This is a genomic window from Colidextribacter sp. OB.20 (assembly GCF_009911595.1).
Lineage (GTDB): Bacteria > Bacillota > Clostridia > Oscillospirales > Oscillospiraceae > Lawsonibacter.
On sequence record NZ_QWKG01000034.1, the window covers coordinates 26,649 to 45,050 of the forward strand.

Annotated in this window: 27 protein-coding genes and 1 pseudogene; 25 read left to right on the forward strand and 3 right to left on the reverse strand. The window is 53.1% G+C overall.

Features of this window, described 5'->3' with window-relative positions; translation table 11 throughout:
- The first annotated feature begins 3 nt into the window (after positions 1 to 3).
- From D1641_RS09600 to D1641_RS09635, 8 genes are read left to right on the forward strand one after another with little or no spacing between them, the layout of a single operon-like run.
- Positions 4 to 222 (forward strand): hypothetical protein, encoded by a 219-nt coding sequence (locus D1641_RS09600; RefSeq protein ID WP_160665088.1) that lies wholly within the window; start codon positions 4 to 6, stop codon positions 220 to 222.
- Positions 215 to 517 carry a phage head-tail connector protein gene (locus tag D1641_RS09605; RefSeq protein WP_160665090.1) on the forward strand — a complete coding sequence of 101 codons (303 nt, stop codon included), beginning with the start codon at positions 215 to 217 and terminating at the stop codon, positions 515 to 517. Before D1641_RS09600 ends, D1641_RS09605 begins: the two co-directional genes overlap by 8 nt.
- On the forward strand, positions 517 to 975 hold the full coding sequence (locus D1641_RS09610; protein WP_160665092.1) for a hypothetical protein: 459 nt from the start codon (positions 517 to 519) through the stop codon (positions 973 to 975). Before D1641_RS09605 ends, D1641_RS09610 begins: the two co-directional genes overlap by 1 nt.
- Positions 972 to 1,508 carry a hypothetical protein gene (locus tag D1641_RS09615; RefSeq protein ID WP_160665094.1) on the forward strand — a complete coding sequence of 179 codons (537 nt, stop codon included), beginning with the start codon at positions 972 to 974 and terminating at the stop codon, positions 1,506 to 1,508. Before D1641_RS09610 ends, D1641_RS09615 begins: the two co-directional genes overlap by 4 nt.
- Positions 1,509 to 1,513: 5 nt before the next feature.
- Positions 1,514 to 1,906, forward strand: a complete 393-nt coding sequence (locus tag D1641_RS09620; RefSeq protein WP_201757318.1) for a hypothetical protein — start codon at positions 1,514 to 1,516, stop codon at positions 1,904 to 1,906.
- A 24-nt stretch (positions 1,907 to 1,930) separates the two neighbouring features.
- Positions 1,931 to 2,458 carry a hypothetical protein gene (locus D1641_RS09625; protein WP_160665096.1) on the forward strand — a complete coding sequence of 176 codons (528 nt, stop codon included), beginning with the start codon at positions 1,931 to 1,933 and terminating at the stop codon, positions 2,456 to 2,458.
- Positions 2,459 to 2,470: 12 nt separating this feature from the next.
- Positions 2,471 to 2,857 (forward strand): DUF5055 domain-containing protein, encoded by a 387-nt coding sequence (locus D1641_RS09630; RefSeq protein WP_160665098.1) that lies wholly within the window; start codon positions 2,471 to 2,473, stop codon positions 2,855 to 2,857.
- Between the two features lie 23 nt (positions 2,858 to 2,880).
- On the forward strand, positions 2,881 to 3,240 hold the full coding sequence (locus D1641_RS09635) for a hypothetical protein (RefSeq protein ID WP_160665100.1): 360 nt from the start codon (positions 2,881 to 2,883) through the stop codon (positions 3,238 to 3,240).
- A gap of 313 nt (positions 3,241 to 3,553) precedes the next feature.
- On the opposite strand, the gene D1641_RS09640 is transcribed toward D1641_RS09635, so the two are convergent.
- Positions 3,554 to 3,718: a hypothetical protein gene (locus D1641_RS09640; protein ID WP_160665103.1), complete on the reverse strand. Its 165-nt coding sequence runs from the start codon at positions 3,716 to 3,718 to the stop codon at positions 3,554 to 3,556.
- Positions 3,719 to 3,849: 131 nt separating this feature from the next.
- On the opposite strand from D1641_RS09640, the gene D1641_RS09645 reads away from it, so the two are divergent.
- Complete coding sequence (locus D1641_RS09645) at positions 3,850 to 5,007, forward strand: leucine-rich repeat protein (protein ID WP_160665105.1); 1,158 nt, start codon at positions 3,850 to 3,852, stop codon at positions 5,005 to 5,007.
- 60 nt (positions 5,008 to 5,067) lie between these two features.
- Here D1641_RS09645 and D1641_RS09650 read toward each other — a convergent pair whose 3' ends face one another.
- Positions 5,068 to 5,577, reverse strand: a complete 510-nt coding sequence (locus D1641_RS09650) for a hypothetical protein (protein ID WP_347707413.1) — start codon at positions 5,575 to 5,577, stop codon at positions 5,068 to 5,070.
- Between the two features lie 149 nt (positions 5,578 to 5,726).
- Between D1641_RS09650 and D1641_RS19155 the strand changes: the two genes are divergently transcribed.
- The 6 genes from D1641_RS19155 (at position 5,727) to D1641_RS09675 (ending at position 7,991) form a co-directional block, all read left to right on the forward strand.
- Positions 5,727 to 5,900 carry a hypothetical protein gene (locus D1641_RS19155; RefSeq protein WP_201757319.1) on the forward strand — a complete coding sequence of 58 codons (174 nt, stop codon included), beginning with the start codon at positions 5,727 to 5,729 and terminating at the stop codon, positions 5,898 to 5,900.
- Between the two features lie 110 nt (positions 5,901 to 6,010).
- Positions 6,011 to 6,229 (forward strand): hypothetical protein, encoded by a 219-nt coding sequence (locus D1641_RS09655; protein ID WP_160665107.1) that lies wholly within the window; start codon positions 6,011 to 6,013, stop codon positions 6,227 to 6,229.
- Positions 6,226 to 6,435: a hypothetical protein gene (locus D1641_RS09660; RefSeq protein ID WP_160665109.1), complete on the forward strand. Its 210-nt coding sequence runs from the start codon at positions 6,226 to 6,228 to the stop codon at positions 6,433 to 6,435. The genes D1641_RS09655 and D1641_RS09660 overlap by 4 nt, the downstream gene beginning before the upstream one ends.
- Positions 6,432 to 7,151, forward strand: a complete 720-nt coding sequence (locus tag D1641_RS09665) for a Bro-N domain-containing protein (protein WP_160665111.1) — start codon at positions 6,432 to 6,434, stop codon at positions 7,149 to 7,151. The genes D1641_RS09660 and D1641_RS09665 overlap by 4 nt, the downstream gene beginning before the upstream one ends.
- A gap of 69 nt (positions 7,152 to 7,220) precedes the next feature.
- Positions 7,221 to 7,475, forward strand: a complete 255-nt coding sequence (locus D1641_RS09670) for a hypothetical protein (protein ID WP_160665113.1) — start codon at positions 7,221 to 7,223, stop codon at positions 7,473 to 7,475.
- A 240-nt stretch (positions 7,476 to 7,715) separates the two neighbouring features.
- Entirely contained in the window at positions 7,716 to 7,991 is a 276-nt protein-coding gene (locus D1641_RS09675; protein WP_160665115.1) for a hypothetical protein, read from the forward strand.
- Here D1641_RS09675 and D1641_RS09680 read toward each other — a convergent pair.
- A complete protein-coding gene (locus tag D1641_RS09680) occupies positions 7,988 to 8,149 on the reverse strand; it encodes a zinc ribbon-containing protein (protein ID WP_160665117.1) in 162 nt (53 codons plus the stop codon). The genes D1641_RS09675 and D1641_RS09680 overlap by 4 nt on opposite strands.
- Positions 8,150 to 8,213: 64 nt before the next feature.
- Here D1641_RS09680 and D1641_RS09685 point away from each other — a divergent pair, with 64 nt between their 5' ends.
- The 10 genes and pseudogenes from D1641_RS09685 to D1641_RS19685 all read left to right on the forward strand — a co-directional run.
- Positions 8,214 to 12,467: a hypothetical protein gene (locus D1641_RS09685; protein WP_160665119.1), complete on the forward strand. Its 4,254-nt coding sequence runs from the start codon at positions 8,214 to 8,216 to the stop codon at positions 12,465 to 12,467.
- Entirely contained in the window at positions 12,464 to 12,841 is a 378-nt protein-coding gene (locus D1641_RS09690; RefSeq protein ID WP_160665121.1) for a DUF6711 family protein, read from the forward strand. Before D1641_RS09685 ends, D1641_RS09690 begins: the two co-directional genes overlap by 4 nt.
- Positions 12,842 to 12,844: 3 nt before the next feature.
- On the forward strand, positions 12,845 to 13,204 hold the full coding sequence (locus D1641_RS09695; RefSeq protein WP_160665123.1) for a hypothetical protein: 360 nt from the start codon (positions 12,845 to 12,847) through the stop codon (positions 13,202 to 13,204).
- 4 nt (positions 13,205 to 13,208) lie between these two features.
- Positions 13,209 to 14,543, forward strand: a complete 1,335-nt coding sequence (locus D1641_RS09700; RefSeq protein ID WP_160665125.1) for a hypothetical protein — start codon at positions 13,209 to 13,211, stop codon at positions 14,541 to 14,543.
- A 128-nt stretch (positions 14,544 to 14,671) separates the two neighbouring features.
- Positions 14,672 to 16,012 (forward strand): hypothetical protein, encoded by a 1,341-nt coding sequence (locus tag D1641_RS09705; protein WP_160665127.1) that lies wholly within the window; start codon positions 14,672 to 14,674, stop codon positions 16,010 to 16,012.
- Positions 16,013 to 16,014: 2 nt separating this feature from the next.
- Complete coding sequence (locus D1641_RS09710) at positions 16,015 to 16,431, forward strand: hypothetical protein (protein ID WP_160665129.1); 417 nt, start codon at positions 16,015 to 16,017, stop codon at positions 16,429 to 16,431.
- Entirely contained in the window at positions 16,428 to 16,817 is a 390-nt protein-coding gene (locus D1641_RS09715) for a hypothetical protein (RefSeq protein WP_160665131.1), read from the forward strand. The genes D1641_RS09710 and D1641_RS09715 overlap by 4 nt, the downstream gene beginning before the upstream one ends.
- Positions 16,818 to 16,828: 11 nt before the next feature.
- Complete coding sequence (locus D1641_RS09720) at positions 16,829 to 17,776, forward strand: hypothetical protein (RefSeq protein ID WP_160665133.1); 948 nt, start codon at positions 16,829 to 16,831, stop codon at positions 17,774 to 17,776.
- Between the two features lie 13 nt (positions 17,777 to 17,789).
- Positions 17,790 to 17,960 carry a hypothetical protein gene (locus tag D1641_RS09725; RefSeq protein WP_160665135.1) on the forward strand — a complete coding sequence of 57 codons (171 nt, stop codon included), beginning with the start codon at positions 17,790 to 17,792 and terminating at the stop codon, positions 17,958 to 17,960.
- A 12-nt stretch (positions 17,961 to 17,972) separates the two neighbouring features.
- A pseudogene (locus tag D1641_RS19685) lies at positions 17,973 to 18,402 on the forward strand (hypothetical protein); the annotation flags it as partial.

The window sequence follows — 18,402 nt, forward strand, 5'->3', positions numbered from 1 at the left end:
GGCGTGAAGCTGATCCCCTTTTACCGGGTGAGCTACCACGGTGACTTCCACGAGGCTGGAAAGCCTTTTCAGATCGATCCGGAGGACCGGGAGGAAATGTCACGCCATGGGACAATTTTGGCTATCTCCAAGACCGTCGTGGACAAGCCCCAAGAACCTGTGGAGGCCCCGGCGGAGTTAAAGCCAAAACGGGGCCGTCCCCGGAGGACTGAAAATGGATAACCTGGAACGAATGAAGCTGCGTACCCAGGAAGAGGACGAGGCCGTCCTGCTGGACTGTCTGGAGAGCGCCCGGTCCGCCATCATGTCCCGGCGCTTCCCCTTCCAGCCCTGGCCGAACGAGCTGGAACCCCAGTATCTGGACCTGCAATACCGGATTGCCATGGACCTGTTCAACAAGACTGGCGCTGAGGGGGAGACAGCCCACAGCGAAAATGGAATCTCCCGGAGCTATGAGTCATCCTGGATATCTCAGCAACTGCTCAACGAGGTGACGCCAATGTGCGGGGTGGTTTGATGCGGAGCCTCAAACGCAATCAGCAAAAGATATCCTTTCGCCTCTATGAGGGGGAGGAAGAGGTCGTAAACGAGTTTGGCAATGTCACCGGAGAGTATTACCCCATCTATGGCCGTCTGCGCCACGCCTGGCTGTGCGTGTCCCCAAACAAGGGAAACTCTGAGGTAGAGCAGTTCGGCACCCTGGAGGACTACGACCGCACCATGACTTTGGGGGATACCTCAATAGGCCCGGAGAATGGGGAAGCCTTTGCCATCAACGAAAACGCCGTTCTGTGGGTGGACGGGGCTCCCACCGACGGGCCCTGGAACTACACCGTAAAGCGGGTTGCCCCCTGGAAGAACAGCATCTCCTTCGCTATCAAGCGAGTGGAGGTGTCCATCGCCCAGAGGGACAACGAGGCCTGGGAGACGGCGCAGAGGATCAAGCGGCTGCTGCAGGAAAGGGATGAGGTTTGAAAATCAAGCTGAAGCTCACCCCGGATTCTGTGGCGGGGGCCATCGCTCAGGTGGAGGAGTACCAGAAGCGGGTGGCCGAGGCCGGGGACAGAATCGCCCGGGAGCTGGCCTACCTGGGATATGAAGTCGCCTACGGCGTTATGTCGGGGCACGTGTTCTCGGGGGAGACCTCCGAGAGCCTGGACGTGGTGGAGGACGGGCCCAACCGCTACATCCTCATGGCCGCGTCTCAGGCGCTGCTGTTCTTTGAGTTTGGTGCGGGGGCCCGGCAGGGCGCGGGCCACCCCTGGGATGACGACTTTGGATTCGGTCCGGGAACCTACCCGGGTAACGGACACTGGGACGATCCAAATGGCTGGTGGTTTCCCACAGAGGACCCACGTCTCATAATCCGCCGGGACAAGAGCGGACAGGGCTGGGGCCACTCCTATGGGAACAAGCCCCATATGCCTTTCTACCGGGCCGACCGGGCCATGCGGGACGACCTTTTGAAGGTCGCTAGAGAGGTTTTACAGGGAGGTGGTTATCCATAATTGATGTGGAATCGGATATCTATTCCGCCGTCTCCGCCGCCCTGAAAGCGGAGTTTCCCGGTATCTGGACCTCGGGAGAGGATGCGGACCTTCCAGCCCGGTTCCCCGCCGTAACCATCGTGGAGCAGGACAACGCAGTCAAGAAAGATATGCGGACTCTGAACATCGAAAACGCCGTGGGCGTGATGTATGAGGTCAATGTCTACTCCAACAAGGTGGGGTATCGGAAGTCGGAGGCAAAGAAAATTATGGCCACAGCAGACAGGGAGATGACCCGCCTTGGCTTTACCCGGACCATGATGAATCCCATTTCCAATTTGCAGGACGCCTCGATTTATCGGATTGTCGCCCGGTATGAGGCGGATGTTGACAAAGACCTCTGGATTTACCAGAGCTGAACATTATGACAAGGAGTGAAAGAAATGTCTGAACGAGTATCCACCGCCGGGATGCGGCTAGCCTACGCCGTCGAGACCACTGCGGGGGAGCGGCCTACCACAGGGTACAAAGCTGTACCTGAGGTGAAGTCCATGCCCAGCTTTAACCCGGCCCCCAATACCATTGACAGCACCACCCTGGAGGAAACCGAATACATGACTTATGTCCAGGGGTTGAAGGACTTGGGCGGCGCTCTTGAGTACGGGGCCAACCTTACCGACGACCTGATGGACTTCTGGGATACAGTGCTGACCGACTACGACACCGCCGTGGAAGGGAAAAAGTCCATGTGGTGGACTGTGGTACATCCCAAGCTGGCTAAGGCCCTGTTCTTTAAGGGCAGCCCCGCCCCCATCAGCTTTAACGAGGCTGCTGTGGGGGCTATGGCGGAGACCACCCTTTACATCACACCTACCAGCGCCCCCATCCTGGAGGCGAAACCTACCTTTGCTACAGACTCCGCAGAGCCTGTAAGCGCCAGGACGGCAACAAAATCTACCACTACAGTGTAAGGAGGAACAGCCATGAGTGAGAAAGCTATTGCCAAAGAGGAGAAGATCAACCCCATCCGTCTGACCGATAACAACGGGATTATCAAAAATCCCGGCGATGTTTACGAACTGGATTTCAGCCGGGAGAGCGTGGTATACGCGGAGTCCAGGGGCTTCAAGCTGGAGGATGTGCCTAGCTTCCCGGTGACCGGGATCGCCAACCTCTTCTTCTACTCCTTCCGAAAGAACCACAAGAGCGTGGCACGGGAGAAGGTAGACAAACTGCGAGAGGCATGGGGCGGTATTCCCGAAAGTGTGCTGAACCGGCTGTTTGACCTCTACAACCAGGCGGCTACCGCCAACACCATCCAGGTGGAAGAGGGCAGCGAAAAAAACGGGGCTGCGACTGTGGAGATGTAAGCACTCCGCAGTCCTTCCGAGAGGTGTTTGCCCAGGAGTGCCCTTATTATCTGTCCATTGGCATGACTTGGGACCAGTACTGGTACGGCGATGTGCGGATGACGTGGGCGCTTCGGGAGGCACACAACCTGCGGCTAGAGCAGCAGAATCAGATGCTCTGGCTCCAAGGGCAGTATTTCTACAGCGTTCTGGGGTCCTTCGTACCCGTGCTGGTGACAGTGCCAAAGAAGAACGCAAAGGTCCTGCCTTACCCCGAGCTTCGGCCCCTCTTTCCAAAGGGACCTACTCCAGAGGAACTGGAGGAACAGGAAAAACAGGAATCCCTCCGGGCTGAGCTGTATATGCGGCAGATGGTCCAGGCAGGTAAAAACTGGGGCGGCTGATTGCCGCCGCCAGTCCATTGCATCGGGATGCCCGGTGCAGTGGAGTGGCGTAATCCCGTGTACCTTGTCAACTGAATATAGATAGCGGAGATTTTGAATAAAACATGAAACGAGGTGAAATTATGACTGAACAAGACCGCACAGAGTTGGAGCTTATGAAATCCACATTGGGTAACGATTCCTGGTCAAAAGTAGGGGCCATACTCAGAATCCTTGAAATCGGGAACCCGAGCATGGCCCATGCGAAGCAAATTCTTTTAGCGTGCGAGAAGTCTTTGGGTATCTGTGTTAATACCGAACTTATTGGCGGGCTCTAAATTGGACGCTGGAATATTTCCGTTTTCGGCTTTGTGTCTGACGGCTCTCGGCATACTGCATCGTATGTTTCCTTAAATTTTTGGAATACCTCCTCTTTGGTGCCGGTAACACCACAGAGACGCGCGAGAGCAACAATCATTGCGTACTCGTTAAGCTCCATCGTATTCACCTCCTTCCACCCTAATTCTACCACATTTCTACACGAGGGGCCATCTCTTTCGGTTGCCCTCCCCGCCATTATGTGGTATAATGCCCATAGGGCACAGCCCAATTTGAGGGAGGTAGAGAAAGATGCTGTTTGTTTATGCTGCCCTAGCTGGTTTTGTGTTAGCGGTTGTATCCGCAGTTCTGATGGCCGTCATGGCAATGAGGGACAAACCGTTCATTATTCCTCTGGTCTTGATGCTGGTATCTATTTTGGTGGTTGGAGGCTCCGTATTCATGATTACCAGAGAGGACAATCCAACGGCGGATAAGAGTACGGGGGACCAGAGTACGGTGGATCAGAGCAATCCGGATAAGAGCAACTACATCCCTGCACCGACAAAAATATACAACACATCCGCCGACGAAAACGGACTGGGCGACACAAATATGTATGTCGATGGAACGGTAAAGTCCTTTGATTCAAAAAAAGGTGTAAAGTATTGCGAATTTGTAACTGAAGATGGAAAATTACAAATTATATCTGTACCGTTAGGCACTCCAAAGGATGAATGGGATAAATTAAAAGAGGGCGAGCAAGTAAGAATTTATTTCCAATACCTTGGCTATTCCGATGTTTTGGATATGGCATCCGGTATGCTTTTAGCTGTTGGAAATCCTTCCGATGATAAAGCGACTATAAGTGGGACGCCTTATATCAAGCCAGAAGATAGCGAGAAGGAAGAAAATGGGATTTGGGCAAATAAGTTCACGCCTATCAATGATTTTCGTTACACTTTGGATAAGCAGGAAAAGACTATCACTCTAATTCGCTACAGCGGGGATGAGGAAAAAATAATGTTGTCACCAGTGTATACTATTGGCGGAGAAGATTACAAGTTGACGTCTTTAGGAGATGACGGTTGCTTTTTCGGAGAAATATCCTTAACAAGTATATATATTCCGGAAGGTGTGACGCATTTTAGTAATAACTGTTTCAACTCATGTTCTTCTCTCCAATATTTGTATATTCCGTCAACGATGAAAGATATGGAAATGAGCTTTTTGGATTACATCCATGAGCATAAGATTTTCTGTGATTCAAAGGCAGTTATACCGGCTGAAAGAGATACAAAGGATTATGATGAGAAGCAAGACGACATGAGTCAAGCCGGAGAATTGGGGAGCAATTTCGCCGGTGCAATCAATGGACTTGTAGGCGGGATATCTAGCGACCCTGACAATCCGATTGTCACCGAAATATACTTTGGGGGAACAGCCCAGCAATGGGAGTCATATCAATAAGAAACGACCTCCGCTGAAAAATCAGCGGAGGTTGTTGTTATACTTTATTTAAGATTTTGGTTAATCGTCGCTTTCTCCTCCACTTCCTTTAACCAAACAAATGATAGCAAGTACAGCGCAGATTAGGCACCATACAGACCAAATGACCAAATCGCCATAGCTACCAGCGAGGGTGAATCCAAGAAAAGCGGCAATTCCGAACATTACAATAAGAGCAATATTGCCGCCCTTACCACCTTTTCTTGTGGCGATAGAGACAATACCTCCAGCTAAAAGCATGATAGCAACAATAACACCAGCGGAGCCACCCACCTCACCATTATCCTGCAAGGTATTGCTCAGCCCAGCAGCGCAGGACTGGAGTAGAACAAAAAAAGAAAGCACAATGCAAAGGATGCCAGAAACTAATTTCCAGGTTTTCATATTTCCACCGTTCGTTTTCTTATTTGCCTCTGGCTTTTTAGATTCAGTAGATGCTTGTGTAGTTGGTCTTGGTGTGTGGCAATAAGGGCACACCGGATATTCCCAAGGTACTTTCTTCCCACATTTACTACAAGTGTACAGGGCCATTTCTCTCTACCTCCATTAAATATGTATTAAAAGTTTAGCACGCTGTCCACAAATTGTCCATAGATTCCGCAAAAATTTTTCTAAAAACCTCTTGACAAAGTATCGCACTACATGTATTATTGTATTGCGCTACAAGAGGAGGTGAGCCAATGCCCCCGGAAAGCAGGGCCGAGTATTTTCGAGAGCGCAGAAAACTAAAGAAGCAGTTTTCCGTTTTGAGTGATAGGGAAAGGGTTGAGGCCCTTGAACAGAGGCTTAAAGAACAAGGGAAAACGAAAACAAAATGGTTTGAAGAAAAGGCAGACGAAGAACTCGGCAAATAAAAAAGGACACCCGCCGCCCTGACAAGCAAACGCGAGTGTCCACAAACCGGAGGTTTGATACCACGATTATATCAGACCTCCCCGTGAAAATCAAGGAGGTTAAAAAGAAAATGAGCGAAATCGAGAAAATGAAGCGGTACATTGAGCGGACGAAGATGAACATAGCCGGAGCCAGTCCCTACAAGATGAATATTTCAGAGGCGTTTGAACTTGCACATCAAGCATATGCCTGTGGCGATCTCCCCATTGAAATCATTTCTCTTGCGTTCGATTACGGTATGTCCAAAGGCTACCGAGCCGCCAAGGCGGAGAGGAGGGCGGCGGTATGACAGTAAGAGAAGCCGCAGACATTCTCGTTGGAGCAAAGAAGCTCTATCTGTCCTGGGAGGGTACAGTCCGTGAGCTTGACACGGAAGACGCACTTATGATGGACGCTTTCGGGATGTACCAGGTCAGTAAGATCATGAACTCGTGCGAGCCGGACTGCTTTGAGATCCACATTGCTGCCAAGCCCATCAAGGAGGTGTCTGCATGAACGACCTCCAGATCTTCAACTATGAGAGCAACGAGGTCCGCACCATCATGAAGGACGGGGAACCGTGGTTCTGTCTGGTGGATGTGTGCCGGGTGCTGGACCTCAGCAGCCCCCATAAGGTGGCTGAGCGTTTGGACCCTGATGAAAAGGGGCGGAATCAGATTCCGACCCCTGGTGGGAAACAGGATACTTGGTTCATCAACGAATCCGGCCTCTACAACGTCATCCTCCGGTCCGACAAGCCGGAGGCCAAGCCCTTCCGCAAGTGGGTGACGGGCACCGTCCTTCCCACCATCCGCAAGACAGGTACATACAGCACGAACGCCCTGCCTGACCCGAAGGCCGGGCTTGCTGAGGCGAAGGTGAAGAACGCCCGGGCACGGGTAGCGTCGATCTGGCTGAAGCTGGCACAGACCAACCCAATCCCAACCTTCCAGCAGATATGTGCCCACTACGCCAGCGCCGAGCTAACCGGCGGAGAGGCGGTCCTGCCCCTGCCGGAGGTGAAGGAACGCACCTACAGCGCCGCCGAGGTAGGCGAGCTTCTGGGCGGCATCAGCGCAAACATGATAGGCCGAGTGGCAAACCAGCACGGTTTGAAAACCGATGAGTACGGCATCGAAGTTTGGGACAAGTCCAAGCACAGCGCAAAGCAAGTCCCAACATGGCGCTACAACGAAAAGGCTGTGGCCCGGCTCCGGGAACTGCTTCATTAATTAAATACATCGAAATCCCCGCTATCTGTATTCAGGTGGTGGGGATTTTTTGCGTTTGGAGGTGTGAATATGGCGAAAATTGAAATCAAAACGGAAGGCGTAAAAGGAAAAGTTCTGGTGGACGGGAAAGAAATGCCGGGTGTGCGCAGTTATTCTGTTCACCATGACGCAGGTAGCATTCCAATGGTAAGGTTAGATTTGATTGGGACAGACCTATTTATAGATGGGAATGGGTTTATCCCAGCCCTTCCGGAAGTCTTCAAGTCTTTTTATAGGCCTATTGAGACTACGGATGAATTTCCTGTGGAAGCTCCGAAAAAATAGGGCATTCATCTGCGGTGCATTTCTCCCCGATTTTTACAAAATCGCATTCAAAAGTATCTTTTACAAAGAGAGTTTCAACAAGTGTAGACCCGTCTATGTATTTTGCTTTTATAGAGCATTGTTTGTTTTGGACGGGGCAAAACCCAGAAGCAAGTTTAAACAAAATTTTTCCTTTCTGCACACCCGGCAAAAGTATTGTATAACACATTACTCTGTCTTTCAAGGAAAGGAGGTGGAGGAATGGAACTCAAAAAAGCCATAAAAAGAATACGTTTTGTTTTATCCAGCATTAAAAATCCGGTATTTATAACCAGACTGACCGATTGCAACGGGAAAAGAAAAATCGTAGTGGTACAAAAAAGCATTTTTGGAGCAAAAGCTATTGGAAAGTTTGAGATCGTAAAAGAGTTTGATCCAAATTCCCAGGAACCAAATTGGGAAGAAATTGGGTTTAGGTCCTTCCATTATAGAGAAAAAAGAGCGGTGACCGAGACACCGGCCACCGCTGGAAGTTAGATTTTCATCCAGATCGTTCCTTTGCACTTACTGCATGTTGGAAGCTTCTTAACCATTTCCGGGACAAGCACAGTATGCCCGCCGCAGTTCATGCAGATATAGACACCAAGCGGCGGAAATTCCCCGGCTTCGTACTGAGACTTTTTAGTTTCTGGCATAGTTTTCACCCCCTTTCGCCTAAATCATATCACAAATAATTCCACAGTAAAAGAAGGTGACAGCATGGCCGACGTGACCGTAGACAGTCTGCAAATTGAAATTGAAGCCTCGTCCGAGAAGGCCGTGGAGAAGTTGAATGCGCTCACCAGCGCTTTGAAAAGCCTCCAGGCCGCCACAAAAGGAAGGTTCGGCGATATCCAGAGGCAGATTCAGGGGCTGGGCGATTCCGCCGAGGTATCCCCGGCGGTAGCCAGGACCAGAAAGAAGCGGGCGGCGTTGGACCGGGCGACAGGCAGAAGCAAGACCAATGGTGCGCTGGATAATACCCCTGACCTTGAAGCATTGCAAGCTGAATATCGAAAAGTCGGCGAGGCGTTTGACGCCGCTCTGAGCAAGTTTGAGCAGTTAAAGGCTAGCGAGCGGGAAATCCACAAAACCCGTTTCTTGTATGACGATGAAGCAAAAGAGATAAATAAAGCCGCACAAGAGGTAGACCGGCTTTCTGATAAATACCATGAACTCAGGAAGCAGATAGAGGCGGCAAATGCGGCAAGGACGACGCCGGAGACTAAAACGCAGACTGCGGACCCCTGGGCGGAGATTAAGGAGAAGATGAAGGACTCCACCCTGGGGGAGATTATTGGGGACGCCGCCACCATCGACGAGGCCGTCAGCAGAATGGTGGAGCTGGGGGATCAGGCATCTATCCTCCAGGTCAAGATGGAGGGTCTGCGGGAGAAGCTGACCGGGGCCTTTGAGAAGGGCAACCAGACCCAGATCGCCAACTACACCAGCCAGATTCAAAAGCTCCAGAGTCAGATCGCCGAGCTGAAGGATACGGCAAGCCAGGCTGTGGAGCCCGAGACGGAGATGGTGGAGTCTGAGACCTCCCTTCAAAAGAAGCTTGGTGTCCTGCAAAAAATACGGGAGACCATTGAGGGGATTAGCGCCAACGGCTCTATCGGGAAAAGCCTAGGGTCTGTGGAGGGCTTAAAAGGCATTTTAGGCAAGGACCTATCTATGCAATCGCTAATCCCCAAGGGGGCCGCCTCCGGGGTAAACGCCTTGGGCGGGGCCTTCGGAGGTCTCCGGGACAAAATGCTTGGTGTGGCCGCCGCTCACCCGATTCTAGCCGCCGCACTGGTTGGTGTGACAATCGCCACAAAAACAGTTGGTAAAGGGATGAAAAGTCTAGCCCAGTCTGCGGCATCTGCGGCGAGGAAGGGCTTTGAGCTTCTGGCCGCCGGGGTAAAAAAACTAACCTCTGCGCTGATAAATCTTGTGACCAGCGGGATCGGCAAGGCGATATCCGGGCTGAAATCGCTGGGGAAATCAATCATAAAAAATGTAACAGGCCCATTTACAAAATCCGCAGAAAAAATATCAAAATGGAAACAAATGCTCAGTAGTGCTCTATTTTATAGTACAGTTTTTAGAGGCATGAGCATTATTTCAAACGGCTTAAAAGAAGGGGCCACAAATCTATATGAATACAGCCGGTTAGTAGGCACAGAGTTTGCCCCGGCTATGAATTCGCTAGCAACCAGCGCTTTGTACTTAAAGAACAGCCTGGGGGCTATGGCCGCTCCTCTGGTCCAGGCCCTGGCCCCGGCTATCGACTTCCTCATTGACAAGTTCGTGGCCCTCATCAACGTCATCGGCAAGGCGTTTGCCGTGCTCACCGGAAAGAGCGTGTACACCCAGGCCAAGAAGCACGCCGTGGAATACGGCGAGGCGGCCAATAAGGCGTCGAAGGCCACCAAGGACTTTTTGCTTGGCATTGACGAGCTCAATGTGCTCAACGACTCCGCTGGCGGCGGTGGAGGCGCTGCTACCGACTTTGGTTCTATGTTTGAAGAGGTAGAGGTCCCCACCGACCAGTTCGACTGGGTGAAGCAGATACGGGAGGCCATCGAAAACGGTGAGTGGCGGTCTGTGGGAGAGCTGGTGGCAGAAAAGCTCAACGAGGTTGTGGAAAGCTGGGATTCCTACTCCTGGGGTCAAAAGCTGGGCAGCCTTATTAACAACGGGCTCAATGTGGCTTATGGCTTCCTGACTAAATTTGATTTCGAAAAACTGGGCAGCAAGGTGGCTGACGGGCTGAACGGAATCTTCGACACCGTGGATTGGGACCTGCTGGGCCGCACCTTCGCCGCCAAGTGGAACGCCCTCTTCGACTTCATCTACGGATTTGCCACCACCTTGAAGTGGCACGAGATAGGCCTTGACATTGCGAAGGCAATCAACGGATTTTTAGACGAGCTGGACGCCGTGCAGGCGGCAGAGGCAGTATCAAAGTTTGTTGTTGGTATTTTTGATACCATCAGCACTGCTATTACGGAGACCAAATGGGACGTGCTGGGTACAAAGCTGGCCGATTTCATCAATAAGGTGGATTGGTACGGAGCTATCTACGGCGGGCTAAACATTATTACCAAGGGCCTTGCGGCGCTGAAAAAAGCCATTGATTCTTTCCTTGTGAACTGGAAGTGGAATGAAACAGCTAAGCAGATTTATACCGCTATCAACAACGCATGGAAAGACGTGGACTGGCCCGGACTTGGAAAAACGCTGGGCGATATGGTTATTACCGCCCTGAAATTCGCAGTAGATGTCATCTCCAATATCGACTGGCCGAAAATCGGGCGGGACATCGGAAACTTTTTAATCAACATTGATTGGGTGAAGGTATTTGGCGGTCTGACCGATGTGATCGCGGCCGGCATTACAGCGGCGGTTGGAGCATTAGGCGGTTTGATTGATACGATTGCCCCGAAGATGAAGGAAATTGCTTCCGGAATCGCCAAAAAGGTCAATGAGTTCTTCGACAAGATAGACTGGGCCGAGACGGGCCAGGTGCTGAGTAAGGGGATTGAATCGGCCCTTGACTTCATGATTGAGTTCATGCAGAAGGTTGATTGGGATTCTATTGGAAGACATATTGCAGAGTTCCTAGAAAACATAGATTGGGATACTTTGCTGACCAAGTGGGGTCAGCTGCTGGGCGAGTTCATGACCGCAAAGATGAAACTGATTGACGTTTCCGGGATTCTTGACGTAGGCGCAAATATCGTAAAAGGACTTTGGGATGGAATGTTGGCCAAGTGGGAGGCCGGCGGCGGAGTTTTTGGGTGGATTCAGCGTAATATATTCGGAGCGCTGCTCAATTGGATTCTTGACTTTTTCGGTATCCACTCTCCGTCAAAAGTATTCTCGGACATTGGGGTTAACCTGATAGAAGGACTTCGCGATGGAATTGAATCTGTTTGGGACAGCATTGTCCAATTCTTCCAGAGCGCATTCGGCCCCATTGCCGACGCCATCGGCAAGGCTTGGGACTGGATCAACGGCGACACAGAGCTGAAGCTGGTTGAAATGTCCACCATTGCTAACGACACTGTGTCCGGGATGAAGACCGGAATGGATAAGACCATGGGCGAGATCGTGGGGACCGTTGAGCAAGCCTGGAAAGACACTAACACTAACACCAATACTGAGTGGAGCAATATTACCAGAGACCTGAATAACAGCCTGGACGGTATCAACACTGACGTGAACACCCAGTTTGACACGGTAAAGACGGCCATTACAACCGCTTGGGATAATGCAAGAAAGGACACCTTCGGCGCATTCGAGGACATGAAGACCGACATTCACGAAAAGACCGGAGAAATCCAGACCCAGGCGACCACGGATTTTAAGGGAGTTGCGGATAACATCAGGAGTCCCATTGATGACGTAGTAAAGGACGCCAAGTCCTGGGGCGAGGATATCTGTAAAAACCTTTCTGATGGCATGGAAGGGATTGGAAAAGGCCTGGTTGCCGGCGCAGCGACTGGATTGGCCCAGAGTATCCGTGACCGCCTCCATTTTTCTGAGCCCGACGTTGGGCCGTTGAGCGACTTCCATACCTATATGCCCGATATGTTGGACCTGATGTCCCGGGGCATTAAGGACAACACCTACAAGGCTGTGGGGGCGGCCAACGAACTGGCCGGGAAAATGTCTCAGGCCCTGGGGAACATCGGGCCGGTGGAGCCGAAATTCTCCAGCCTGCCCACACTTCAGCTGTCCGGCAGCTATTCCAATGCCCAAGCGGGCGGGAACAGCATTTCCAGCTACTCCCCGCCCTCCGCACAGGGGAACGACAACAGCGACGTAATTGCCGCCCTAAACGCAGGATTTCAGGCTCTCATTGAGACAATCAACAGCCAGGACTACGGAACGCACTTGGACGGAAGGACCTTAATGCAGTCCGTTGAACGGGCCCAGCGGCAGCGGGGGGCCAACATTATGGGAGGAGGTATTTTGGGATGAGACCGATGATTACCATCGCGGGGGCGGCCATCCCCGACCCCTCCGTTTATAATGGGACCACCTCCACCCTAGTGGACAGCGGTCGCAACGCCGAGGGGAAGATGATTGGATCGGTGATCCGGGACGACGTAGGGAAGGTGGAGGCCACCTGGAAGTATATCTCCGCCGAGGAGTGGGCCAATATCCTGCGCCTGTTCAGCATGAAGCGGGGCGGGAAGTTCGTCAACTCCGTCACCTTCTACTGCCAGGACTCCAACGACTGGGAGACCCGGGAAATGTATGTGTCCGACAGGACCGGCGGCGTATTCCTCCGCCGCCCTGATGGCAGTATCCGGGGACATACCGGGGCCAGACTGGCTCTGATTGAGGTGTAGTCTATGCAAGCAACAAGTCAGGCGTGGAAAAATAATCAGCGGCAAACCCTAGTTTCTGAGAGCTTTGTGGAGATTTCCTTCCAGATCGGCAATCCGGAGGCCCAGAGTGACGCGGAGGTATCCAGCAACGGGTCTGAGTTCTTTGCCACCCCTCAGGAGATTGTGGAGGAGACCGTGAACAGCCCCGTACCCTACGCCACCTTAGAGCCAGGAATATGGATACTGAACGGCACCCGGCGCATTGTAGGCGGGGACTGGACGCCCGTAGACCCGCCCATTGAAAATCGGGGGCTGTTTATCCCGGCGAGGGAGACTGCCGCACTGAAAACAGCGGACGGGCAGGAATTTTTAGTAGTGGAGTGATTGCATGGCATACCAGAGCAAGTTTTACGGCCAGGAGATCGACGAAGCAGTCCAGGCCGTGCGGGACAACAAGACTATTTGGAGCGGAAAGCAGGAGAAGCTTGTGGGCTCCCCTGGGCTGGTGGTGGGCTTCGATGCCGCCGGGAACGCAGTGGCACAGGACACCGACGACCTAGTAGGGCCTCCAGGCCCTCAGGGGATTCCCGGGTTAGACGGTAAGGACGGAGCTCCAGGGCCCCAGGGCCCTCCCGGTTCGGACGGGGACCCTGGAGCCAAGGGCGACCCTGGGGAGGACGGCTTCTCCCCCACAGTGGCCGTCTCCGATATCGCTGGAGGACACCGGGTGACCATCACAGACGCCTCCGGCCCCAAAGCCTTCGACGTCATGGATGGTCAGGGCGGCTCCAGTGGCGGAGAAGTTACCGCAGGCGTGTCCTCCTTTAACGGACGGGACGGGGCGGTCACCCCGGGCAATAACGATTACACCGCCGATATGGTGGGGGCTCTTCCCATTTCCGGAGGTACATTGACCGGAGACCTGATTATCAACCCCTCCGCAGCTTCCGCCAGAGCGGGCGGTGTAATCGTAGACCCTCTCCCTAAGATTGTATTGGGGGCAGGCGATTCTATCCAGCTTACTACATTAAGCGAAATTGAATCCCTTGTCATCAAAGCACCAGATGTCCGGTTTCAGTTGTCCGGTGACTCCTTTGACATCAGCGATTTAAAAACCTCTGTCAGTGAGGGCAAAGCCCTGATTGCGTCCGCTGTCACTGACAAGGGAGTGGATACATCAGCGGACGCAAGCTTTCAGACCATGCACGACAATATTCTGGCGATTGAGAGCGGAGTAGATACCAGCGACGCCACCGCCTCCGCCGCAGAGATTGTCTACGGGAAAACCGCTTACGTGAACGGCGTGAAGCTGACCGGAACGCTGACAAGAGCGGGGATAGATTGGTTTGAAGCCAAACTTCCGTCCTCCGCAAGCTGGGGCAGCGTTACCTACGGAAGCGGAACGTTTGTTGCAGTAGCCAACAGCAACAGCAAGGCCGCCTACAGCACGGACAACGGGAAGACATGGACAGCGACGACACTTCCGTTCTCCACAAACTCGAGTGACGTTACCTACGGAAGCGGAATGTTTGTTGTAGTAGCGGGCTATAACAGTAGCAATGCCGCCTACAGCACGGACAACGGGAAGACGTGGACAGCGACGACACTTCCGTTCTCCGAAACCTGGGATAACGTTACCTACGGAAGCGGAACGTTTGTTGCAGTATCGGGCTATAACAGTAGCAATGCCGCCTACAGCAGCGCACTTGGGCCCGGGAAATAAAAACCCAAGCAACAAGTGGGGCCCGCCGCCCACGGCGGGCCAACAGGCAAAGAGGAATCCAAGAGAGGGGATGACCCGCCCCCCCTGGGCGGGTCCCACAGGAAATACAGTGAGATGGTGGTGAGGGAATGGACTACGGCAACAACGGCTACATAGGCACCTGGCTATGTGGGGAAGACGGCGTATTTGCCCCCATTCCCACAATCACCCTGACCTTCTCCAAATCCTACCCCGAAACCCTCCCCGGCCTTACCCTAACCTGGTCTACGGTATACGACGAGTGGGCCAGCCTCTTCCGGGTGACCGCCTACCACAGCGGACGCGCGGTGTTCTCCGGGACCATGGAGGGCACCGCCCCCCAGACCATTTTAGAGGGCGACATCGGCGGCTACGACAAGCTCACCATAGAGGTCCTGAAGTGGAGCACCCCCCGCCGCCGGGCCAGAATTGAGAGTGTTTTCCTGGGCATCGAGAGCACCTACACCAAAAAGGATATCATCCAGTATTCCGTCTCTATGTTCGCCGACCCCCTGTCCGCCGCACTGCCCAAATCGGAAATCACCTTTGAGCTGGACAACCGAGACGGCAGGTTTAACCTGGACAACCTTAAGGGGGAGGGGCGGTATCTCATGGAGCGGCAGGAGGTAAACGTCCGGTACGGCTATAAGCTGGAGGGGGCAAACGAGTGGATTTCCGGCGGTACATATTACCTCAGCCAGTGGGACGCCCCCCAAAATGGTATCACCGCCACCTTTACCGCCCGGGACGCCCTGGAGCTGATGGGAGACCCCTATACAGGCCCTTCTTCCGGGACCTTGAAGGAGATTGCGGAGGCGGCTTTTACACAATCTGGTCTATCCAAAATGTCAGACGGAACAGACCGCTGGGCAGTAAGCTCCTCCCTGGAAAATATTCAGGCTCCGGAGGGGCTGGACTTGAGCCGTTACTCAGTGGCCGAGGTTTTGCAGTACGCTTCCAATGCCGGGTGCTGTGTGTTCTATCAGGACAGGGCCGGGAAGCTGCATATAGAAAAGCTAAATCCCGCCCTGACTGACTACCCCATCGACCGCTTTGTCAGCTATGAGTATGCGGAGATCGCATTGTCCCGACAGCTAAAGGCGGTGAATGTCAACAACGGACAGTTTGAGCTTGCCGTTGGCTTAAAAGGGGAGACCCAGCCAATTTCAAACCCCCTCATCTCCGACGAACAGGCACCCAATACCGCCGCCTGGGCCGCCGACTACCTCCAAAACCGGCGCACCCTGTCCGGCAATTACCGGGCCGACCCTCGGCTGGACCCCCTAGATATGGTGCGCAATCAGAACCGCTTCGCCAATACCACGGTGCTCATCACCACGGTGAGATACACTTGGAACGGGGCCTTTCGGGGCAGCTACGAAGGCCGGGGTATGGATAACGCATCCGCCTATTTCTACTACGCTGGAGACATTTATTCTGGTGAGGTGTGATTATGAGCATCATTGATACACTGGTGACCGACCGGACCTACGATGACGTGCGGCTTTTGACCGAAAAAGGCATCTACCGGGCGGAGGACTTAAACCGGGTGGAGAGCGCCGTGAAGTATATTGCCGGGCGGCTGCGGGAACGGGGATATGCCGTGACCACGGAGGACGGCCCCCTGTGGACTGAGGACGATATCCCCGTCCTGGAGCAGATGAGCCGGTATCTGGACAATCTCCGGGCTGTTCGGGGGGCCGCTCCCACCCTTCCCGGTACACCACAGGTTCCCCCGGATATGGATATGCTCACCTATCGGGAGGCAAACGATATTGAGGAAATTCTGGTGAATATAAACCGGATTATGGACAACATAGAGGCCGCCTGGATGTTTTCGGGCGAGATTTACGCAGGAGAGATTGCATGAAAAACAGAGTTCCTACCTACCCTGGACGGGTGACTCTGACCCCGGTAGCCGGAGCCCCCAATACATATGACATGGTCCGTGCCGATGTGCCGGTGGAGGAGGGCACCCCTCTCAATAAGGAGACCATGCTCCAGGACAGCACCGCCACCCTCCTGGGCCTGGATTCTGACGCCACCCCAGACGACGCCCTTAAGGCAGTCATCAACGGGAAGGTCCCCACAAGCCGGACAATTAACAATAAAGCTCTTACGTCAGATATTTCCCTTTCCGCTGCCGACGTGAGCGCCCGTCCCAGTACCTGGACCCCTATTACCTACGGGACCTCCGATTTGACCGCTGGAAGCTCTTCCCTTGATACCGGGACGGTCTACCTGGTCTATAAGTAAGGGGGCAAGATATGAGCACAAGATATGTGTGGAAAGCATCCCATATTGACGCACAGATGCAGGAGGTTACCAAAACCGGATATACGTATCCCGAAACCTGGTACACAGATTCTTATACTGTAATCGGCTATATCGCCGATAAAACACCGGATACAGTATATGATGAATTTGGAATCCCTAAAGGATTTAATTTAAAAGGCACCATTACTTCTCTAAGACACATTGATGGCGCCCCACATGTTGCGTTCACAGTGTTTTTTGCATTTAGAAGAACAGAAAATGTTCAAGCCTTTGTAACTGCGGACTACACAAAAGGGGGATACTGGCATGTTAACCCAGGCGGTCAGGCCCCAAGCGTTTATGTAAGTACAAAAGAATACGAAGGCACCAACATACCAATTAAAGTTACAAGTTTTGAATACAAAGAAGGTGCATTTATAAACAATGTATCTTCCTCGGTCAGCAATGCTTACCCAACGGATTCCGGAGGTGCAAGGAAAGAAGAGTTTTGGTATACCTACCGCGGCTCCGACAATATTGACCCCAAAAGCATAAGCTATCCGACCGAAAACCTGGAGGCAGAGAAGCAAATCACAGTTTCAGTTTCTCCCAGCAACTCCAATCAGTATGGAGGAACGATAACCTACCTGTATCAGTACAGCCGCAATAACGGCAGCTGGACCGACCTGAAAACCACAACAGCGACCTCCGCCACATACACCATCCCGGAAGGGACGGCTAATATCCGGTTCCGGGTTCAGGCCTCCGATAATATGGGCTTTACCTCTAAAGATTATGTAACCGGGCCCGCCGCAGCGGTCTCCCAGCTGAAAGCCTATGTGGGAATCAGTGGGAGGGCCCGCAAGGTGGACAAGCTCTATATCGGCGTAAACGGAAAGGCCAGGCAGGTGATAAAGGGCTATATCGGCGTAAATGGCAAGGCAAGGAAATTTTTGTAAAGGAGATGATACAATGGTCAGCGCAACCACAAATTCAGGCTCTGGAATCTGGGATATTCGGGGCAAGAGCACAGACGAGAAGCCCACAGAGGGCGTTCCAAATGGGAGTACTTTCTACGAAATCGACGGGAACCACGACGTCTACGCCTTCGACGGTGAGAGCAAAACGTGGATTTTGCAGTAAGGGGGTACGCAGATGGATGTTGTAACCTTGCAGCTAGCAAAAAAGTACGCCGCCGAAACCATGGCTGGGGCGGGAGCTATTAAGGGCGACAAGGGTGATCCAGGTCCACAGGGAGAACCAGGTCCGCAAGGTCCTGTGGGGCCGCAGGGAGAACGAGGAGAACAGGGGCCTCCCGGCCCGGCTGGCAGTGGCTCCGATATCACCGCTGGAGACGGGCTGAGCAAAGACGGCGACACCCTCAACGTGGACAACCCGGTCCGGGGCATCCTGACCCGGGCGGAGTGGGACGCCCTCACGGAAGAGCAGAAAGCCAGCGGGACCTACTTCGTGGACGATGGCGGCGGTTCTGGAGGGGGAAGCAGCTTGGAGACCTATTCCACCGAGGAGCAGAGGATCGGCACATGGTTCGGGAGGCCGCTGTATCGGAAATGTTATGAAGTAG